Raw genomic sequence first — 16,961 nt, forward strand, 5'->3', positions numbered from 1 at the left:
TAAAGGCCATATGTGCAAACTCCTATTTTTTGCTTTATCCACTTTGATTAGTAAGAAAAGGAATATTTTCCAAATGAAAATGCTTACATTTAGATAAAAATCTGACGCATGCAAGCCGAAACTGCAAGAATCAACCAAGTAAACAAAATCAATACAAGTACTTTATGGGATATCGCCATTATTGGTGGCGGTGCAACTGGATTGGGAACAGCCGTAGATGCGGCAAGCCGGGGCTTTAAGGTATTGTTAATTGAAAAATATGACTTCGCCAAAGGCACCTCTAGTAAAAGTACCAAGCTCGTCCATGGAGGCGTAAGGTACCTGGCAAATGGAGATGTAAAACTGGTCATTGGCGCTTTAAAAGAAAGAGGCCTCCTCTTTAAGAATGCACCGCATGTGTCTTCAGCTCAATCTTTTGTAATTCCACTATATTCCAGCTTCGATAAACTAAAGTACCTCATCGGGCTGAAGTTGTATGATTGGCTGGCAGGCAGCCTGCGCATCGGGAAGTCGGTGCTACTTTCAAAAAAGGAAGTGGTCGAGAAATTACCGCACATTAAACAGCAAGGCCTCACAGGTGGTATTTTATATTACGATGGCCAATTTGACGATGCCCGCCTGGCTGTAAACTTAGCGCAAACTGCTATTCAGCACGGTGCTACAGTATTAAATTATATGGAGGCCACCGGCCTTCATAAAGATGAACATGGAAAGATCAATGGATTAAGTTTTCGGGATAGCCTAGATGGCAGCAACTATAACGTGAAAGCAAAGGTAGTGGTGAATGCAACAGGCATTTTCGTAGATGACATCTTAAAACTTGATACCGCAACACATAAAAACCTAGTGCGTCCTAGCCAGGGTTCTCATATCGTCATCGATAAGAAGTTCCTGGATGGCCATGATGCCCTTATGATTCCGGAAACCAGCGATGGCCGGGTACTCTTTGGTGTGCCTTGGCACGACAAAGTGTTATTAGGAACCACCGATATCCCGATCAATGAGCATTTAATAGAGCCGCGCCCCATGGAGGAGGAAATTGAGTTTATATTGCAAACCGCCAATAACTACCTCAACCCTGCCCCATCTCGTCAGGACATCCTTAGTATCTACGCCGGATTACGTCCGCTGGCGGCTCCCAAAGACAATGATTCGGGAAGTACCAAGGAGATTTCCAGAGATCATAAACTGATAGTCAATGAGTCTAAATTGATTACCATCACGGGCGGAAAATGGACAACCTACCGCAAGATGGCCGAAGATACCGTAAATGCTGCCATTCAGGCCGCAGGACTTCCTGAGGTAGCCTGTAAAACGAAGGATCTGCCTATTCATGGTGCCACAGGGCAAGTATACCCAGGGCATTGGACCTATTATGGTATTGACTATGCGCATATCCAGAACCTGATGCAGGAAGATGAGTCCTTGCGCCAGCCTTTAGCGGAAGGATATGAGTTTACAGCAGCGGAAGTGGTATGGGCCTGCCGTAATGAGCTTATCCAAAAAGTAGAAGACTTCCTGGCACGTCGATGCCGTTTACTCCTATTGGATGCAAAGGCTGCTGTGGCTGCCGCACCTCTCGTAGCGGAACTCATGGCCAAAGAACTCGGCAAATCCGAAACCTGGATCCAATCGGAAATCCAGGCTTTCCAAGATCTAGCAAAAAACTATCAATTATAAAACGACCAACATAAACCCACATCGCATGAAAGAATATATTATTGCTTTAGACCAAGGTACGACCAGCTCTCGTGCCATCCTTTTTAATAAAAAGGGGGAAATCGTTAATATATCACAGAAAGAATTTCAACAAATTTACCCGAAGTCAGGCTGGGTAGAGCATGATCCACAGGAGATATGGTCTAGCCAATTGGCTGTGCTTACGGAAGTCCTGGCCAAGTCGAAAACCAAATTGGAAGCCATCAAGGGCATCGGGATTACCAACCAGCGGGAAACTACCGTAGTTTGGAACCGCCGGACTGGCACTCCGATCTACAATGCCATCGTTTGGCAAGATCGCCGTACCGCCGATTACTGCGCCCAGCTAATCCAATCCGGATACCTGGAAAAAGTACAGGATAAAACCGGATTACTCATCGACTCCTACTTTTCCGCGACAAAGATTAAATGGATCTTAGATCATGTTAAAGGAGCGCGGAAGTTAGCCGAACGCGGTGAATTAGCCTTCGGAACTATCGACAGCTGGTTAATCTGGAACTTAACAGATGGGAAAACCCATGTCACCGATGTGACCAATGCCTCCAGAACCATGTTATACAATATCAAAGACCTCAAATGGGATGAAGAGCTTTTGGAATTATTTGATATTCCAAAATCTATGCTTCCTGAGGTGAAAAGCTCCTCCGAGATTTATGGCGAGACCTCCGGCGAGCTTGGCAGTCGGCAGATTCCGATTGCAGGCATTGCAGGCGATCAGCAAGCGGCGCTATTCGGGCAGATGTGCCTCAAAAAGGGCATGGCTAAAAACACCTATGGCACGGGCTGTTTCTTACTAATGAATGTCGGGAATAAACCCGTGAAATCGCAAAACAAGCTTGTTACCACCATTGCCTGGAAGATTGGCAAGGAGGTTAACTATGCCTTGGAAGGTTCCATCTTTATTGGTGGTGCCGTGGTACAATGGCTTCGTGATGAGTTAAAGATTATTAAGCAATCTTCCGACGTAGAGGCTTTAGCAAGTTCGGTAGACTCTACCGATGGCGTGTATTTAGTGCCAGCATTTGCAGGTCTTGGGGCACCTCATTGGGATGCTAACGCACGTGGCACCCTTTTCGGGATCTCCCGTGGTACTTCCGATGCCCATATTGCAAGGGCAGCTTTGGAAAGCATCGCTTACCAGACCTACGATATTTTGAAAGCCATGGAGTCAGATTCCAAGACCAAGATCAAGGAATTGCGAGTAGACGGCGGAGCAACGCAGAACAACTTCCTGATGCAATTCCAAGCGGATATCCTGAAAACAACGGTAGTGCGTCCTAAAATTACAGAAACAACCGCTATGGGGGCCGCTTTCCTTGCGGGATTAGCCGTTGGATTCTGGGAGAATGTTGCCGAGATCGAAGCCCTGTGGCAAGAAGATAAACTTATTGAACCTCAAAAAACCGCGAAGTTAAACCAGAACCTCAAGGAATGGAACCGTGCTGTTAATGCCGTGAAATACTGGTCTGCAAACGCTGAATAAACCTTAAACTTAAATCTACCAAAACAAATGACTCCATTTTTAGCTGAATACCTAGGCACCGCTGTCATGATCCTGTTGGGGGGCGGCGTTGTTGCCAATGTGGTACTAAAAGACACCAAAGGACATAACTCAGGTTGGATTGTAATTACAACAGCATGGGCACTCGCCGTATTTGTGGGAGTAACCATTGCCGGGCCTTACAGTGGGGCGCATCTGAATTGCGCGGTCACCATTGCGAACCTGGCCTTGGGAAAACTTGATCTGGCAACCTCCCTATCCTATATGGCAGCGCAGTTTTTAGGTGCCATGACAGGGGCTACGATCGTATGGCTGATGTATAAAGACCATTTCGATCAAACCGATGATGCCGGCGCGAAACAAGCCGTATTCTGCACGGCTCCTGCCCTACGCAATTTACCCATCAATCTGATCTCGGAGACCGTGGGTACTTTCGTATTGATCTTTACCATCCTGCATTTCACCGATGCGAAGATGTCTGACGATTCTGTTATTGGCTTGGGCTCCATAGGAGCCATTCCTGTGGCCTTTCTTGTATGGGTTATCGGCTTATCTCTAGGGGGTACCACGGGCTATGCGATCAATCCGGCCAGAGATTTAGGCCCTCGCATTATGCACGCGATATTACCGATCAAAAACAAGGCTGGCTTCGACGCTTCCTATGCTTGGGTACCAGTTTTAGGCCCGATTATTGGCGCCTTACTAGCTGTGGCACTCTTTATTTGCATCAATTAACTATGAAAAAAGGATTATTTAAAATACTAAACAAGATCAACAAAGCCGTACTACCAAAGTACAGCGACCAAGATCCTACTAAACTAAGTAAGCTACAACAGGCCGTTGTAGCTTACAGGTATTTTGTCTTGATCAATTCGTTGGATTAAGCCGTAGGATCTTCTTTTTGATCGGTATCTCCTAGCACTTTCACGATATTTGCCGGGAAGACGACATCTTTGCCTTCTAGCGTCCTTTTCACAGTTTCTCCGATATCATTCTTGGTAGCCCAATACACTTCTCGATTTGCCCAAGCACGAATATGAAGCTGAATACCAGTCTCCTTAAGATCCCCTACGACAACTTCCGGTTGAGGTTTATCCAAGATTCTTTTATCGGCTTTTAACACATTCAACACCGCTCCTCGCGCATCCTTAATATTCGTTTCATAAGAAACCATCAAGGTAAACTGCATTCTTCTCGCGCTAATTTTGGTATAGTTTTTAATCACCGAGTTGGCCAAGGGTCCGTTCGGACTAAACACCCGGATGCCATCATCATCGATAAGCGTAGTGTATAATAAGTCAATGCGTTCTACGGTACCGCTGGCTCCTGCAGCACTGGAGATATAATCTTTTACATCGAATGGACGGAACATCAGGATCAAAACGCCACCCGCAAAGTTGGATAAACTACCTTGCAGGGCCATACCCACAGCTAAACCGAAGGCCGATAAGGCCGCGATGAAGGAGGTGGTCTGGATGCCCATGGTATTCGCTACGGTAAGCAGCAAGAGTGCATATAAAGTCAATTTAACAATACTCTTGATAAAAGAGCGGATCGAAAGATCAACATTTCTTTTCTCAAAGCGTTTATCGACGAATTTCAAGGCAAAACGAATGGCATATCGTCCGATAATAAGGATAAATATACCGACTGCAACCTTCGGAATCGTCAATACAACAGCGTCAATAAGCTTCTCTAAACTTCTTTCCAATTGTTCCCAATTCATAGTGTATGTGATTTTTATGATGCAAAAATAATAAAATAGCCTATTTCTGCAGCCCAAATGGCATATTTTAAATATCTTTAACATATGGGATTTAGTTATTTCGACAATAACGCGACCACAAAAATGGATGAGGAGGTGCTAAAAGCGATGCTCCCCTTTTTGCAAGAGTCGTATGGCAATGCTTCGGCAGTGCAGCATAAGTTAGGGCGACAGGCCAATGGGGCCATAGAACAAGCCCGCATACAGCTTGCCAGCGCCCTTAATGCCCAACCCAAAGAGATTTTCTTTACATCAGGAGCTACCGAAAGCATCAGTACCGTATTCCAAGGGATCTTTAAGGCTTACCAATCCATCGGGAATCATATCATATCCTGTGCTAGCGAACATAAGGCAGTGGTCAGCAGCTGTCAGGCTTTAGCCAAGCAGGGCGCAAAACAAACGATGCTGTCCTGCAATAACCATGGGCAAATCGACCTGCAAGAGCTGGAAGCTGCCATCCAACCGGATACCATTCTGGTCTCCCTGATGGCCGCCAATAATGAAACTGGACTGCTGCACCCGATAGCCGAAATAGCCGACATCTGTCAACGCAAGGATGTCTTATTCTTTTGCGATGCCACCCAGCATATCGGAAAACTACCCCTTAACCTTCAAGCCATTCCTATCGACATCTTATGCTTTAGTGCACATAAATTCCATGGCCCTAAAGGGATAGGTGCGTTGTATATCCGGCGCAAATCGAAGCCTATCCAAATACCGGCGATGATCTTAGGCGGCAACCAAGAACATGGCTTTCGCGGGGGCACCTATGCCGTTCCGCAGCTGGTAGGCATGGGCGAAGCGAGCCGGCATTTCCAGTTTAACAGCAACCTATCTGAGCTGCGCGATTACTTTGAAAGCCGCTTAATTGCGGAAGTCCCGGAAGTCAGCGTGCATGCGCAGCAATGCCCACGTACGCCTAATACCAGCAATGTCTTGATAAAACACGTACGCTCGACCGAGCTGATGACCAAATTACCCGATATGGCCTTCTCCTCCGGCTCAGCCTGCGTATCGGGCTCCAGAGATCCATCCCACGTGCTGAAAGCGATGGGCTTATCCGATGAGGATGCCTATTGCAGCAGTCGATTTAGCTTCAGCAAGTACAATACACGGGAGGAAATTGACCAAGCCGTACAGCAGATAAAAGCCGCTGTGGAGACCATTCGCAAGCAATCGCCCATCTGGCAGCTTTACCAAGAGGGCTTAATTTGACAGAACTCCGAAGAATGATGAATATTTTGCGTTTGCTTTTCCCTATCTTTGTGGTTTAAAAGGAAGGAAATCACATGGTAACTGTTACAGATAAAGCAAAGGAAAGAATCCAGACGATAATGCAGGATGAGCAATACGACGGCACTTATTTCGTGCGTGTTGCCGTGGAAAGTGGAGGTTGCTCCGGCTTATCCTATAAACTACACTTCGACAACGAAGAGAAAAAAGGCGATCAGTTTTTTGAAGACAATGACGTTAAAATCTGCCTGGATATTAAGTCGTACCTCTATTTAGCAGGTACAGAGCTTGATTATTCGGATGGATTGAATGGCAAAGGCTTTGAATTTCACAACCCGAATGCCTCCCGCACCTGTGCATGCGGCGAAAGCTTCTCGGTATAAACAGCTTCAGCGGGTCAATGGCCCGCTTTTTTTTCATATGCAATAATCAACCTACTCACCATCCCATAGCGGGCCATCCCCTCTTTCTGATTATTATGTTTTAGGTATTGATCGTAAAACAAACCCGATAGATCCGTCAGCCAACCCGTATAACTTTCCCAAAACCGACGATCTGCTTCCAGATCTTGCCGAACCTTTACCGACAACTTCTTCTTATACGCCTCAAACAAACCCTGATCTACCCAATATAAAGACCGCAAGAGGTATTGCAGGCTTTCATAATAAGCGGCATAGCTATACCAGGCCTTCGGGTGTTCTTTCAGCTTCACATAAGCGATAAAATTACACTCATCTTCGAAGCCTATCCCCATTTGATGGGCCAATTCATGGGTTGCCGTAAAAGGATAGGAACTTCTTGGGATTAACGCGTTTACCTGGCTCTCATTGGAAAAAGGGTTTAAATAACCGGAGGTGCCAAAGTAGGCGATTAAGGTGGATGATAAGGGATACTTTATCTTCACCTGCGTTTTACTAAGCATAGGAAAAGTTGTATCCGCACGCATCAAGGTTTCAATCTCCCTATCGACAGCAGCTTGATCTATACGTGAAAGGTCAAGCCTTTCGCGCAATTCGTTTGCGACCAGTATATGCTGATCCAATATCCGAAGGTGATCTTCCTGCAAGATGGTATCCAAGTTCAGCTCCATCTGCTTGCTCACCGGAACCCGGTAATAGTTTATTCCCCAGGCCACATGAAAAAACACATAAAGACTTAATATAAAGCCAACAAGAATAGCTAAGGTAAATAAACTCTTCTTATAAAACCTTTGAAACAACAGCTTTATTATCCTGAAAAGGAGGAAAAGCATATAGCCTATGAAGGCCGCATATAACAGGTCCCCCAGGTTGAAGGGAACCAAACCGAACAAGAACTTAGGCAGGTATTGATAAAGCGGATAAAAGCCCCGGCTGTAGGCCTGCTCCACCCGATCCATATCCAGCACAAACCAATTGATCAGCAAGATCAGGGCGATGTTTAGCCCTAACCAAATCCCAATCGATTTCCAAGCCTTCTGCATCATGCTGCTTAATCTGTTTCGTTTTCGAAATAAAGTTTATAGTAATTCATGCCCTTATCCTCGTCATAGCCTTTCTCCAGGTATTCCCGTTTGCCATGTACGTAGATATGGAAGTTCTTATCCAATTTTATCACCGATTTATAGCTGGTAGCCATCTTCTTTACGGCATTGCTGGCAATATCAAAGTTCGATTGAAAGGAAGTATCAAATTCCTCTTCAAAGGAGTTTTTATAGTCTTTAAACAGCGATATGGCGTCTGGATTCGCAATCACCTCCGTATTGAACTCTTCTTCATCAAACTCCTCTTTGGTTTTAAAGTAGTTCATCGAGCGGTTCAATAAATCGATCTTATCGGCTTTATCCATTTCAAACACATCTTCCAACTTCTCGTTCACGAAGTTTTTATACACCTTCATCAGGTTACCCGTTTGTTGGAAATTATCGTTTCTAACGCGCAATTTCAGGAAATCATCTTTCCAATACACCGCTTCCGTGCCATTGGTTTGGTCTAAGCACAGCACCTTAAATCCTTCTTCAGCTTCGGTATTTACAATCACAACACCCTTATCCAATTTATTAATATTAATGGCCTGCTCTTCGTAGTTCACGCCTAAACCATCTGCTTCCAAAAACACCTTCAGGTAGGGCTCCTTATTCTCGGATTTAAAAATCCCGATCGCCTTATGCTCCTCACCTTCCAACTGCACATTATCCAAAGCAACTACATACACTTCTCCCGATTTAATCTTAGGATGCTCGGAAACCTCAAACAAGTATTTGGTAATGGATTTGGAGTAATCCTGAAAGTTTAGCGTTCCTTCAAAAAAGCGTTTGGAATAGCTGTAAACCTCATTAAACTCCAGGTCGTCGTTCGGATGGTAGAAGCGATAGACTTCCGCCTGCTTGGCGAAAGGCTTCATAAAATATTGCATCAGCAAGGAAGTCAATACTTCATCGGCTTGCACATCGACTTCCTTATCCGATAAGGTAAAGTATTCATCCTGGCTTTTATTGCCGACATGGTGAATAATCAGGTTCTCAAAAGTAGCGTCTTGGTGAAATAACATAGTATTTTTTAAAAATCGTAAATAGCGATGGCTGCGCGGTAGGTGTTTACATGGGCATTTACTATATCCTTGATCTGTGCGGAATAGCCACCGCCCATGCTGACCTCAACCGGAATAGCACGACGCTTACAAGCCTCAAAAACAAGCTCATCACGCCGCTTACATCCATCGATGGTTAATTTAAATTTCCCTAATTTATCAGTTGCCAACACATCCACCCCGGCTTGATAAAAAACAAAATCAGGGTTAATGGCCGGTAATAAGGTTTCCAATTGTTCTTGCACTACCGCGAGGTAATCCTCATCGCCCATACCTTCTGGCAGGCCAAGATCCACATGCGAGCGTTCCTTCTTGAACGGAAAATTCTTCTCGCCATGAATCGACAGGGTGATGATATCCGGATGGTCTTCAAAAATATGCGCCGTACCATTCCCCTGATGCACATCCAAATCAATCATGAGGATCTTTTTGGCCCATCCCTGCGCATAGAGGTAAGCTGCTGCAACGGCCTGATCGTTTAGCAGGCAGAAGCCTTCGCCAAAATCACGACCGGCATGGTGCGTCCCTCCTGCCGTATTAAAGGCTACGCCATATTCTCGAGCCGCCGCACAGGCTTGAATCGTTCCATCAATGAGATAGAGTTCCCGCTCCACCAAATCCTTAGACATCGGAAAACCAATACGTCTTTGCATCTTCGGATCCAAGCGCAGGTCTAACAACGCATCTACATAGGCTTTATCGTGCGCCAGATAGACGATCTCGCGATCGACAAGCGTAGGCTCCATAAAATTAGAAAGATTGACCAGCCCCTCGTAAAGCAGCTGTGCGGGAATCAGCTCATACTTCATCATGGGAAACCGATGACCCTCGGGTAAGGGGTGGATATAAGCCTTATGATGCGCGATTCGTAGCAAATGATAAAATTTGTCACGAATATAACCAATCAGAAAACAATAAAAAACCCTTGTGGAAAAAGGAAGAGGCTTGCATGCTATATTTTTTTTAATTAAATTTAATATGAATATAAAGTTCAACTCAAGAACTTTCAACCATTTGTAAACGACAATAAACAAGGAGGCACGATGTTAAATAAAAAGAACATGAATGCAAACTCTTCCGCAAAACAGACTCATCCTTTTATTAAGGGACCAAAAATGGCAGGGATTATGGCCAAGCCACGTATCCTGCTGGAAGGTTTACGGGATCATCTGAAGCAACATCAGTTCGAATTCAGCAATAATTAGAAATTCAAAACGAAAAAGGTTTTCTGCTGTTATACCTATATCAGACTAATACAAAGCGGATATGGCTATAGATATTGAATCCTTACTAGATGCAGAGATTGTAAAAACTGAAGAAGATGCAAGAACGCAAACCTTGCTGGTTACTCTTTTGCTAGATGCCGTTGAACCTAGCAAAGCCCAGCAAAAGAAGTTGAAGTTTGAGCATGTCACGTTTTATTCGCGCTCTGAAATCCCCAAAGAGGGCTATCCGGTTATTCTTGAAGTTTCAGAGGTCGTCCCTGAGATTGAGAAATCCTTCGATAACGATCAATCCAGAAGACGGTTTAAGATTGACACCACTTCCGGCATTGTCATCTTGGAGTTTGAGTCTTGCGAATTAATTGATTAATTCCTTACCTTTCCTACCTAAAACTAAACGTATCGGTGTATATCAACATTCATGCACACAGCATCGCCAGTAAAGCCGGCGATTTTGTCTTGCCCAATTGCATTGTTTCCAAAGACTATTTGTTCGAGCAGCCATGCAGCGCAGGCATTCACCCCTGGTACATCGACCAAAACCGCGATGCCCAATGGGAGGCCTTTATGCAATATGCGAAGAAACCCCAGGTATTGGCTATTGGGGAATGTGGACTCGATAAACTAACGAGTACAACATGGGCGATTCAGGCGGAAACTTTTGAAAAACAACTAGAAATCGCCAATCAGCTTAACAAACCCTTAATCATACATTGCGTACGCGCCTACCACGAAGTGTTTGTTTCCTTACTGCGAAAAGAAGTGCAGGTGCCTGTTATTTTTCATGGCTACGAGCGCAATTGGCCTTTAGCCGAGCAGCTGTTGAAAAACAAAAACTACTATATATCCTTGGGTGCAGCCATTGGCAAGGGTAAAATGGACGAGCTGATTCAACAGCTTCCCCTCGATCGGCTCTTCTTAGAAACTGACGATAAGTCCACACAAATCTCCGATATTTATGCTTATTTTTGCCGAGCCAAAAAATTGCCTACCCAACAGGTAGAAGATCAATTGCTGGCCAACTTTAATCGCATTTTTAATTACAGCATTGCATAAATGAAGGATTTATCGTGGCTATCCCGCACGGAGGCTTTAATCGGTCGGGAATCCCTGGAAAAATTAGCTAATTCACATGTTATGGTTTTGGGCTTAGGGGGCGTGGGCTCTTTTGCCGCCGAATTTATCTGCCGATCAGGCGTGGGTAAGATGACCATTATCGACGGCGACACCGTTGACCCCAGCAATAGAAACCGCCAATTGCCCGCCTTGGCAACCAACCATGGCCAGGCCAAAGCAGAAATCATGCGCGAGCGCCTGTTGGCCATCAACCCGGAGTTGGAGCTTAACGTGATCCAAGATTTCATCTTACCGCAAAGCATCCCTGATTTATTGGCCTTGGAGCCCGACTACTGCGTGGAAGCCATCGACAGCATTACGCCGAAGCTATTCTTTATTCGCCGCGCCTTAGAAGCACAGGTTCCGTTTGTAAGCTCCATGGGAGCCGGTGGCAAGCTTGACCCTACAAAAATCAGAATCTCTGACATTGGTGCCACCTACAATTGCAAGCTGGCCCAACATATTCGTAAAAAATTAAAGAAGCATGGTATTAAAAAAGGTGTAAAGGTTGTGTTCTCGACCGAACTGCCCGATAAGGAATCTCTGCTCTATACCGATGGTAGCAATTATAAAAAATCGGCCTACGGTACTATGTCCTACCTACCGGCCGCCTTTGGAGGTACCTTGGCCGCTGTCGCTATTCAAGATTTAATGAACGCTTAAATAAAAAGAGCGGCAATGATTACTTTGCCGCTCTTTTTATTTATCCTTGTTTCCCTACAATAATCTTGGCCATCTCTTCATAGCCTAAATATTGCTGGGCGATGTTTCGCACCTGCTCTGCATCTATTGTTTTGATCACATCCGTATAATAGGCGTAATAATCCAAAGTTAAGCCTGAAAAATAAACCGACTTAAACTTATCCACATGCGAGAATACCGATTCCAGGCTTCCCAGCATGCTGCCTAACATATAATTCCGCACCAGTTCCAATTCCTGCTCGCTAACCAGCTCCTGTTGCAGGGTATCCATTTCTTTCTTTATCTCCGTTAAGGTATTTTCGGTATACTCTACCCCCACCTCTGTGGCGATGGTAAAGAACCCGGCATGGTTTAAATTGGCAATGGCCGAGCCAATGCTGTAGGTATATCCTTTCTCTTCCCGGATGTTGCTCATTAAGCGCGACCCGAAATATCCTCCTAAAATGGTATTCACAAATTGCAAAGCCGGATAATCAGGATGAGCACGTTGTATGCTGCGCTTACCGATTCGAATGGCCGATTGCAAGGCCTCTGTTTTATTAATAAGGCTTAGTCCCGGTTCAAAAGAAGGTAATATCGGGAAGGAGGCCCCATCAATTGCTATTTGATTCAACCATTGCGCTTCAAAATACTGTCGGAATAAGGCTAAATCAGCGGCTGTTACCTTGCCAGATAGGAAGAGGTAGGCATTGCTGGGTTGAATCTGTTTCTGATATAGTGCCATCACGCGATCGCGATCCAAACTATCTAAAGATTGCTGCGTTAAGGAAATGCCATAGCGTGTTTCCGGAAACAATTCATGATAGAACTTACGACGCGCCAGAAAATCAGACTTCTCCATAGAAATCTGCAGGCTCTGTTTATTATTTCGCACATAAGTATTTAGCTCACGCTCCGGAAATATGGCATCAGTTAAAACTTCATGCATCATGGGCAATACCGAAGGTAAATGTTTACCTAAGGTATATAGGGTTAAGGCATTGTGGTCGAAGCTATACTCCGGAACCAAATAGGCTCCGTAGTAATCAATCTCTTCGGCAATCTTCGCAGAGGAATGCTTGCTGGTTCCTTCTTTAAGTAGGTTCCCTAGCGCCACATTGGCCACCGGGTTTTCCGATCCTTCAAACACATTCCGAAAAACAAACTCGGCTTTGATTAATTCCTGTTCTTCCGCAGGAAAGATAAACACCTTTAAGCCATTGGCAAAGGTCAGTTGTTCCGGATGTTGCAGCGTTATCTCGTCGATAGCCTGCAAGTCGGGGGCTAATGCGCGGTTAATCATGGCTTAGCGTTTCTTGTTTATGATAAAATAAACTGGATGAATTTTCCTTTCTAAAGATATCCTGCGCAACGCGCTGAATATCGGCCGTTTGCACCTGCTGATAGCGGTTCACCTCCTGATTATAGGAATGAGCATCGCCCAGCAACTCATAATAAGCCAAATTCATCGCTTTATCTAATATCGACAGCTCGGCAAAAACCATGGTCGATTCAATTTTGTTCTTCACTTTGTTCAGCTCATAATCGCTCAACAATTCGTTTTTCATGCGCTCCAATTCCTTCCAGATGGCCTGTTCCCCTTCGGCAAGGCTTACCCCCTCTGAAGGTTTTCCTTCAACAATTAAGAGGTTGGAATCTATACTGCCCATCATGTAGGCATTTACTTCCGAAAACAAGTGCTGTTCCTTCACCAAACTGCGGTAAAGACGGGAGGAACTCCCTCGAGATAAAACATCGGTAATTAAATCGGCCACTTGGTAATCCGGGTGCAGGCGATCTACCGTATGGAAAGCCATATAAAGACTATCTACCGGTACATTGGCATAGCACGATTCGCGACGTTCTTCTTGCTGTTGCGGCTCTGCAGGCAAGGCACGCAGGGGCTTTTCACCACTTGGAATATCTCCAAACCATTTATTTGCCAAGGCCTTAACCTGTTCCAGCTCTACATTTCCTGCAACAACCATAATGGCATTGCTCGGTACGTAATATTTAGCAAAGAAGGCTTTTACATCGGCTAATGTAGCCTCTTCAATATGCCTGATTTCCTTACCGATGGTAGCCCAACGGTAGGGATGCACCTTATAGGCCATCGGCCTTAGCTTCAACCAAACATCGCCATAGGGCTGGTTTAAATAGCGCTGCTTAAACTCCTCGATCACTACCGAGCGCTGTACTTCCAAGCCCTGTTCATGAAAAGCAAGGCTTAACATGCGGTCGCTTTCCAACCAAAAGGCGGTTTCCAGATTATTGGCCGGCAGGGTGATGTAATAGTTGGTAATATCGTTGGAGGTAAAGGCGTTGTTTTCGCCTCCTACCCGTTGTAATGCTTGGTCGTAACTTGGAATGTGTAGGGAGCCGCTGAACATTAAATGCTCGAATAAATGGGCAAAACCCGTTTTATCTTCCTGCTCATCCCTGGCACCTACATCATACAAGATGTTCACGCAGGCCATCGGGCTAAGCGGATCTTCATGAACAAGGACTTTCAAGCCGTTATCCAGCACGAATTTTTCAAAAGAAATCATCTTCGTATGTTTATTGTTGTGCCCAATTTACACCCTTTTTCAATAGCGAAAGGGTTTGTTCTTCCTTCGAGCCTGCGGCAGTTTGGAAATTATAGAACCAGTTTGCCTGCTCGGGTAAGCTCATCAGAATAGACTCGATACGTCCATTGGTTTCCAAACCAAATTTTGTACCTGCATCGTATACTAAGTTGAATTCCACATAACGTCCTCGACGCAGCAATTGCCAGTTCTTCTCGGCTTCGGTATAGGATTTACCGCGATTGCGATTCACCAGTTCCGTATAAACCTTTGGAAACAGACGACCCAGGTCGCAAGAGAAATTGAAAATCTCTTCCATGGAAATACCAGCTTTCTGCGCATTTAGCTTATCGTAAAAGATACCGCCAATGCCGCGGGTCTCTTCCCGATGCTTAATGTAGAAATAATTGTCGGCCCAGGTTTTGAATTCCGTATAGAAATTCGGGCTGTATTGATCACAAACGCGTTTTAATTCCGAATGGAAATAACGTGCATCCTCATCAATGACGTAATGCGGTGTTAAATCTATCCCTCCGCCAAACCAGCGGATTTCATCATTCAGCTCAAAATATCGGATGTTCATGTGGATAATTGGCACCCATGGATTATTCGGATGGATAACGATGGAAACACCGGTAGCGAAGAACTGCTCTTCATCTACACCGAAGGCCTTTTTAATAGGCGCCGGCAATTGTCCATGCACCGCGGAGAAGTTGACCCCACCTTTTTCCAGGATGTCGCCATGTTGTATAACACGCGTACGGCCACCGCCGCCCCCTTCACGTTGCCAGTTTTCTTCAACAAACACTGATACGCCGTCTAGTTTTTCCAGGGCTTGACAAATCTCGTCCTGAATGATTTTATATTTTTCCGCAATCTCTTCTTTTGTGATCATTATGATAAGTTATCTGCGAGTTCTTTTACCGCAAGTACAGCGGATTTATTTTTATAGAGAATATCGTAAACTGTATTACAGATCGGCATCTTTAACTGATGTCTATTGATAATATCCTGAATACAATCGGAGGCGAAGTATCCCTCAGCCACCATATTCATTTCCAATTGGGCCGATTTAACGGAATAGCCCTTCCCGATCATGGTACCAAAGGTACGGTTGCGACTAAACTGCGAATAGGCCGTCACCAGCAAATCGCCTAAATAGCCCGAGTTATTGATTTCCCGATCTTGATAATCGATGGCATCGACGAAATATTCCATTTCACGAATGGCATTGGAGATTAATACCGCTTGAAAATTATCGCCGTAGCCTAAGCCATGACAAATGCCACAGGCCAAGGCATAGATATTTTTTAAGACAGCACCATACTCTACGCCTACAGCATCGCTTGAAATAACTGTTTTGATGTAGTGCGACTGAAAATACTGCGCTACAATGGCAGCGTTTGCCGTATTCTTAGCGGCAAAGGTTAAATACGAGAGTTTCTCTAAGGAAACTTCCTCGGCATGGCAAGGTCCACCAATCACCACCACATCTTCAACCGCTACGCCATAATCATCGATTAAAAACTCACCGACGATTTTCTTAATGGATGGAATAATTCCTTTTATGGCCGATACGATAATCTTACCCTGCATATCCGCTGCCGTAACCTCGGCCAAAGCATCCTCCAGGTAAGCAGCAGGCGTATTTAATATAATAATATCCGATTGTTGGATAACCTCTTTGGCGTCGTTGAACAACCTGTTATTGGCTAATTTGATTTCAACGGCACTTAAATAGGAAGGATTATGGTGATAAGCCTGAATGTAATCGATATCTTCTTGTTTTCTTACCCACCAGTTGATTTGCTTCTCCTGATGGTTATCGGTTAACATCTTAATCATGGCGGTAGCCCAACTCCCACTTCCAATGACGCCAATTTTCGTTATTTCTTCACTCATATCTCTAGATGAGCTACAAAGATAGGCAATATCTAGCGATAGCGATAATCAAAAGCGAAAACATAGCCCCCTAGCCTAGCCCCTAAGGCCTTTTAGCAAAAATGCGCTAAGTTCCACAGGAAACCTCCAAGCAGCTGCCTTCCAGTTATTTACTTGTTTTGGCATTGATGATATGCGCCAAATGATGATTGCAATGCCAGGCGTAAATACCGATGGTTGTTTTTAATTCCAATTGATCGCCGGATTCGGGATGAATATAGGTGCGTTCCAAATCAGCATCGCTTAAACTTTCCAATAAATGGCCCCAGCGTTCATGAATGCCTTCGATAATTTTCAGCGCACTCGCTACCGGGAAGGCTTTGCTATCGGCTAAGGCCGCCCAACGATCTTCCATATAGGGCTTTATCGTCGGATTATCCTCCGTTAGGGCGAGTTTAAACCGTACAAAACTGTTGATATGACTATCGGCACAATGGTTTACCAATTGGGTAATGGTCCAGCCATCCGGTCTATAGCTCTTTTGAAATTCCGCAGGTGTCAATCGGGAGATTTCATTCTTTAAGCGCTCGGGAAACTTCTTAATGCTATCGATCCATACCGCCAAAGTATCTGCATCAATATGTGTAGGCTTTATAAATTTCCCTATGGGATAGCGGAGTTTATCAATTTCTAAAGGCATAACAAGG

At 44.8% G+C, this 16,961-nt stretch carries 18 protein-coding genes; 9 read left to right on the top strand and 9 right to left on the bottom strand.

The genetic code is table 11. The features are described 5' to 3' along the window. Window positions 1-108 precede the first annotated feature (108 nt). From GQF63_RS16780 to GQF63_RS16790, 3 genes are read left to right on the top strand one after another with little or no spacing between them, the layout of a single operon-like run. Window positions 109-1,680 carry a glycerol-3-phosphate dehydrogenase/oxidase gene (locus tag GQF63_RS16780; RefSeq protein WP_160370405.1) on the top strand — a complete coding sequence of 524 codons (1,572 nt, stop codon included), beginning with the start codon at window positions 109-111 and terminating at the stop codon, window positions 1,678-1,680. A 25-nt stretch (window positions 1,681-1,705) separates the two neighbouring features. Continuing rightward, complete coding sequence (glpK, locus tag GQF63_RS16785; protein WP_160370406.1) at window positions 1,706-3,202, top strand: glycerol kinase GlpK; 1,497 nt, start codon at window positions 1,706-1,708, stop codon at window positions 3,200-3,202. Between the two features lie 27 nt (window positions 3,203-3,229). Continuing rightward, window positions 3,230-3,955, top strand: coding sequence for an MIP/aquaporin family protein (locus GQF63_RS16790; protein ID WP_160370407.1), 726 nt, complete (start codon window positions 3,230-3,232; stop codon window positions 3,953-3,955). Between the two features lie 145 nt (window positions 3,956-4,100). Here GQF63_RS16790 and GQF63_RS16795 read toward each other — a convergent pair whose 3' ends face one another. Next, window positions 4,101-4,946 (bottom strand): mechanosensitive ion channel family protein, encoded by an 846-nt coding sequence (locus GQF63_RS16795; protein ID WP_246163598.1) that lies wholly within the window; start codon window positions 4,944-4,946, stop codon window positions 4,101-4,103. Window positions 4,947-5,030: 84 nt separating this feature from the next. On the opposite strand from GQF63_RS16795, the gene GQF63_RS16800 reads away from it, so the two are divergent. Then, entirely contained in the window at window positions 5,031-6,200 is a 1,170-nt protein-coding gene (locus GQF63_RS16800; RefSeq protein WP_160370409.1) for a cysteine desulfurase family protein, read from the top strand. A gap of 74 nt (window positions 6,201-6,274) precedes the next feature. Then, window positions 6,275-6,601: a HesB/IscA family protein gene (locus GQF63_RS16805; RefSeq protein ID WP_160370410.1), complete on the top strand. Its 327-nt coding sequence runs from the start codon at window positions 6,275-6,277 to the stop codon at window positions 6,599-6,601. 14 nt (window positions 6,602-6,615) lie between these two features. Here GQF63_RS16805 and GQF63_RS16810 read toward each other — a convergent pair whose 3' ends face one another. Genes GQF63_RS16810 through GQF63_RS16820 form a run of 3 tightly spaced genes read right to left on the bottom strand, consistent with a single transcriptional unit; the run spans window position 6,616 to window position 9,598 of the window. Next, window positions 6,616-7,683: a DUF3810 domain-containing protein gene (locus GQF63_RS16810; RefSeq protein WP_160370411.1), complete on the bottom strand. Its 1,068-nt coding sequence runs from the start codon at window positions 7,681-7,683 to the stop codon at window positions 6,616-6,618. 5 nt (window positions 7,684-7,688) lie between these two features. After that, entirely contained in the window at window positions 7,689-8,747 is a 1,059-nt protein-coding gene (locus GQF63_RS16815) for a nucleoid-associated protein (protein ID WP_160370412.1), read from the bottom strand. Between the two features lie 8 nt (window positions 8,748-8,755). Next, window positions 8,756-9,598 (bottom strand): histone deacetylase family protein, encoded by an 843-nt coding sequence (locus GQF63_RS16820; RefSeq protein WP_160370413.1) that lies wholly within the window; start codon window positions 9,596-9,598, stop codon window positions 8,756-8,758. A gap of 231 nt (window positions 9,599-9,829) precedes the next feature. Between GQF63_RS16820 and GQF63_RS16825 the strand changes: the two genes are divergently transcribed. The 4 genes from GQF63_RS16825 to GQF63_RS16840 all read left to right on the top strand — a co-directional run bounded on the left by GQF63_RS16825 (window position 9,830) and on the right by GQF63_RS16840 (window position 11,788). After that, window positions 9,830-9,991: a hypothetical protein gene (locus GQF63_RS16825; protein ID WP_160370414.1), complete on the top strand. Its 162-nt coding sequence runs from the start codon at window positions 9,830-9,832 to the stop codon at window positions 9,989-9,991. A gap of 61 nt (window positions 9,992-10,052) precedes the next feature. After that, a complete protein-coding gene (locus tag GQF63_RS16830) occupies window positions 10,053-10,379 on the top strand; it encodes a hypothetical protein (RefSeq protein ID WP_160370415.1) in 327 nt (108 codons plus the stop codon). 35 nt (window positions 10,380-10,414) lie between these two features. Next, window positions 10,415-11,065 carry a TatD family hydrolase gene (locus GQF63_RS16835; RefSeq protein ID WP_160370416.1) on the top strand — a complete coding sequence of 217 codons (651 nt, stop codon included), beginning with the start codon at window positions 10,415-10,417 and terminating at the stop codon, window positions 11,063-11,065. Then, window positions 11,066-11,788: a tRNA threonylcarbamoyladenosine dehydratase gene (locus GQF63_RS16840; RefSeq protein ID WP_160370417.1), complete on the top strand. Its 723-nt coding sequence runs from the start codon at window positions 11,066-11,068 to the stop codon at window positions 11,786-11,788. It begins immediately after the preceding gene. Window positions 11,789-11,828: 40 nt separating this feature from the next. On the opposite strand, the gene GQF63_RS16845 is transcribed toward GQF63_RS16840, so the two are convergent. From GQF63_RS16845 to GQF63_RS16865, 5 genes are all read right to left on the bottom strand, one after another. Further along, window positions 11,829-13,109 carry a M16 family metallopeptidase gene (locus GQF63_RS16845; RefSeq protein WP_160370418.1) on the bottom strand — a complete coding sequence of 427 codons (1,281 nt, stop codon included), beginning with the start codon at window positions 13,107-13,109 and terminating at the stop codon, window positions 11,829-11,831. After that, window positions 13,102-14,355, bottom strand: coding sequence for a M16 family metallopeptidase (locus GQF63_RS16850; protein WP_160370419.1), 1,254 nt, complete (start codon window positions 14,353-14,355; stop codon window positions 13,102-13,104). The genes GQF63_RS16845 and GQF63_RS16850 overlap by 8 nt, the downstream gene beginning before the upstream one ends. Before the next feature lie 10 nt (window positions 14,356-14,365). Beyond that, a complete protein-coding gene (gene hemF, locus GQF63_RS16855) occupies window positions 14,366-15,268 on the bottom strand; it encodes an oxygen-dependent coproporphyrinogen oxidase (RefSeq protein WP_160370420.1) in 903 nt (300 codons plus the stop codon). Further along, window positions 15,268-16,275, bottom strand: a complete 1,008-nt coding sequence (locus GQF63_RS16860) for an NAD(P)H-dependent glycerol-3-phosphate dehydrogenase (protein ID WP_160370421.1) — start codon at window positions 16,273-16,275, stop codon at window positions 15,268-15,270. Before GQF63_RS16860 ends, hemF begins: the two co-directional genes overlap by 1 nt. A gap of 145 nt (window positions 16,276-16,420) precedes the next feature. Beyond that, on the bottom strand, window positions 16,421-16,954 hold the full coding sequence (locus GQF63_RS16865; RefSeq protein WP_160370422.1) for a YfiT family bacillithiol transferase: 534 nt from the start codon (window positions 16,952-16,954) through the stop codon (window positions 16,421-16,423). Between the last annotated feature and the right edge of the window lie 7 nt (window positions 16,955-16,961).

Origin of the sequence: Sphingobacterium humi, assembly GCF_009768885.1 — a bacterium.
Taxonomy (GTDB): Bacteria; Bacteroidota; Bacteroidia; order Sphingobacteriales; family Sphingobacteriaceae; genus Sphingobacterium; species Sphingobacterium humi.

Bases quoted from the DNA above. Each gene is read 5' to 3' on its own strand.
- GQF63_RS16780 (WP_160370405.1), top strand. From the start codon at position 109: ATGCAAGCCGAAACTGCAAGAATCAACCAAGTAAACAAAATCAATACA.
- glpK (WP_160370406.1), top strand. From the start codon at position 1,706: ATGAAAGAATATATTATTGCTTTAGACCAAGGTACGACCAGCTCTCGT.
- GQF63_RS16790 (WP_160370407.1), top strand. From the start codon at position 3,230: ATGACTCCATTTTTAGCTGAATACCTAGGCACCGCTGTCATGATCCTG.
- GQF63_RS16795 (WP_246163598.1), bottom strand. From the start codon at position 4,946: ATGAATTGGGAACAATTGGAAAGAAGTTTAGAGAAGCTTATTGACGCT.
- GQF63_RS16800 (WP_160370409.1), top strand. From the start codon at position 5,031: ATGGGATTTAGTTATTTCGACAATAACGCGACCACAAAAATGGATGAG.
- GQF63_RS16805 (WP_160370410.1), top strand. From the start codon at position 6,275: ATGGTAACTGTTACAGATAAAGCAAAGGAAAGAATCCAGACGATAATG.
- GQF63_RS16810 (WP_160370411.1), bottom strand. From the start codon at position 7,683: ATGATGCAGAAGGCTTGGAAATCGATTGGGATTTGGTTAGGGCTAAAC.
- GQF63_RS16815 (WP_160370412.1), bottom strand. From the start codon at position 8,747: ATGTTATTTCACCAAGACGCTACTTTTGAGAACCTGATTATTCACCAT.
- GQF63_RS16820 (WP_160370413.1), bottom strand. From the start codon at position 9,598: ATGATGAAGTATGAGCTGATTCCCGCACAGCTGCTTTACGAGGGGCTG.
- GQF63_RS16825 (WP_160370414.1), top strand. From the start codon at position 9,830: ATGTTAAATAAAAAGAACATGAATGCAAACTCTTCCGCAAAACAGACT.
- GQF63_RS16830 (WP_160370415.1), top strand. From the start codon at position 10,053: ATGGCTATAGATATTGAATCCTTACTAGATGCAGAGATTGTAAAAACT.
- GQF63_RS16840 (WP_160370417.1), top strand. From the start codon at position 11,066: ATGAAGGATTTATCGTGGCTATCCCGCACGGAGGCTTTAATCGGTCGG.
- GQF63_RS16845 (WP_160370418.1), bottom strand. From the start codon at position 13,109: ATGATTAACCGCGCATTAGCCCCCGACTTGCAGGCTATCGACGAGATA.
- GQF63_RS16850 (WP_160370419.1), bottom strand. From the start codon at position 14,355: ATGATTTCTTTTGAAAAATTCGTGCTGGATAACGGCTTGAAAGTCCTT.
- hemF (WP_160370420.1), bottom strand. From the start codon at position 15,268: ATGATCACAAAAGAAGAGATTGCGGAAAAATATAAAATCATTCAGGAC.
- GQF63_RS16860 (WP_160370421.1), bottom strand. From the start codon at position 16,275: ATGAGTGAAGAAATAACGAAAATTGGCGTCATTGGAAGTGGGAGTTGG.
- GQF63_RS16865 (WP_160370422.1), bottom strand. From the start codon at position 16,954: ATGCCTTTAGAAATTGATAAACTCCGCTATCCCATAGGGAAATTTATA.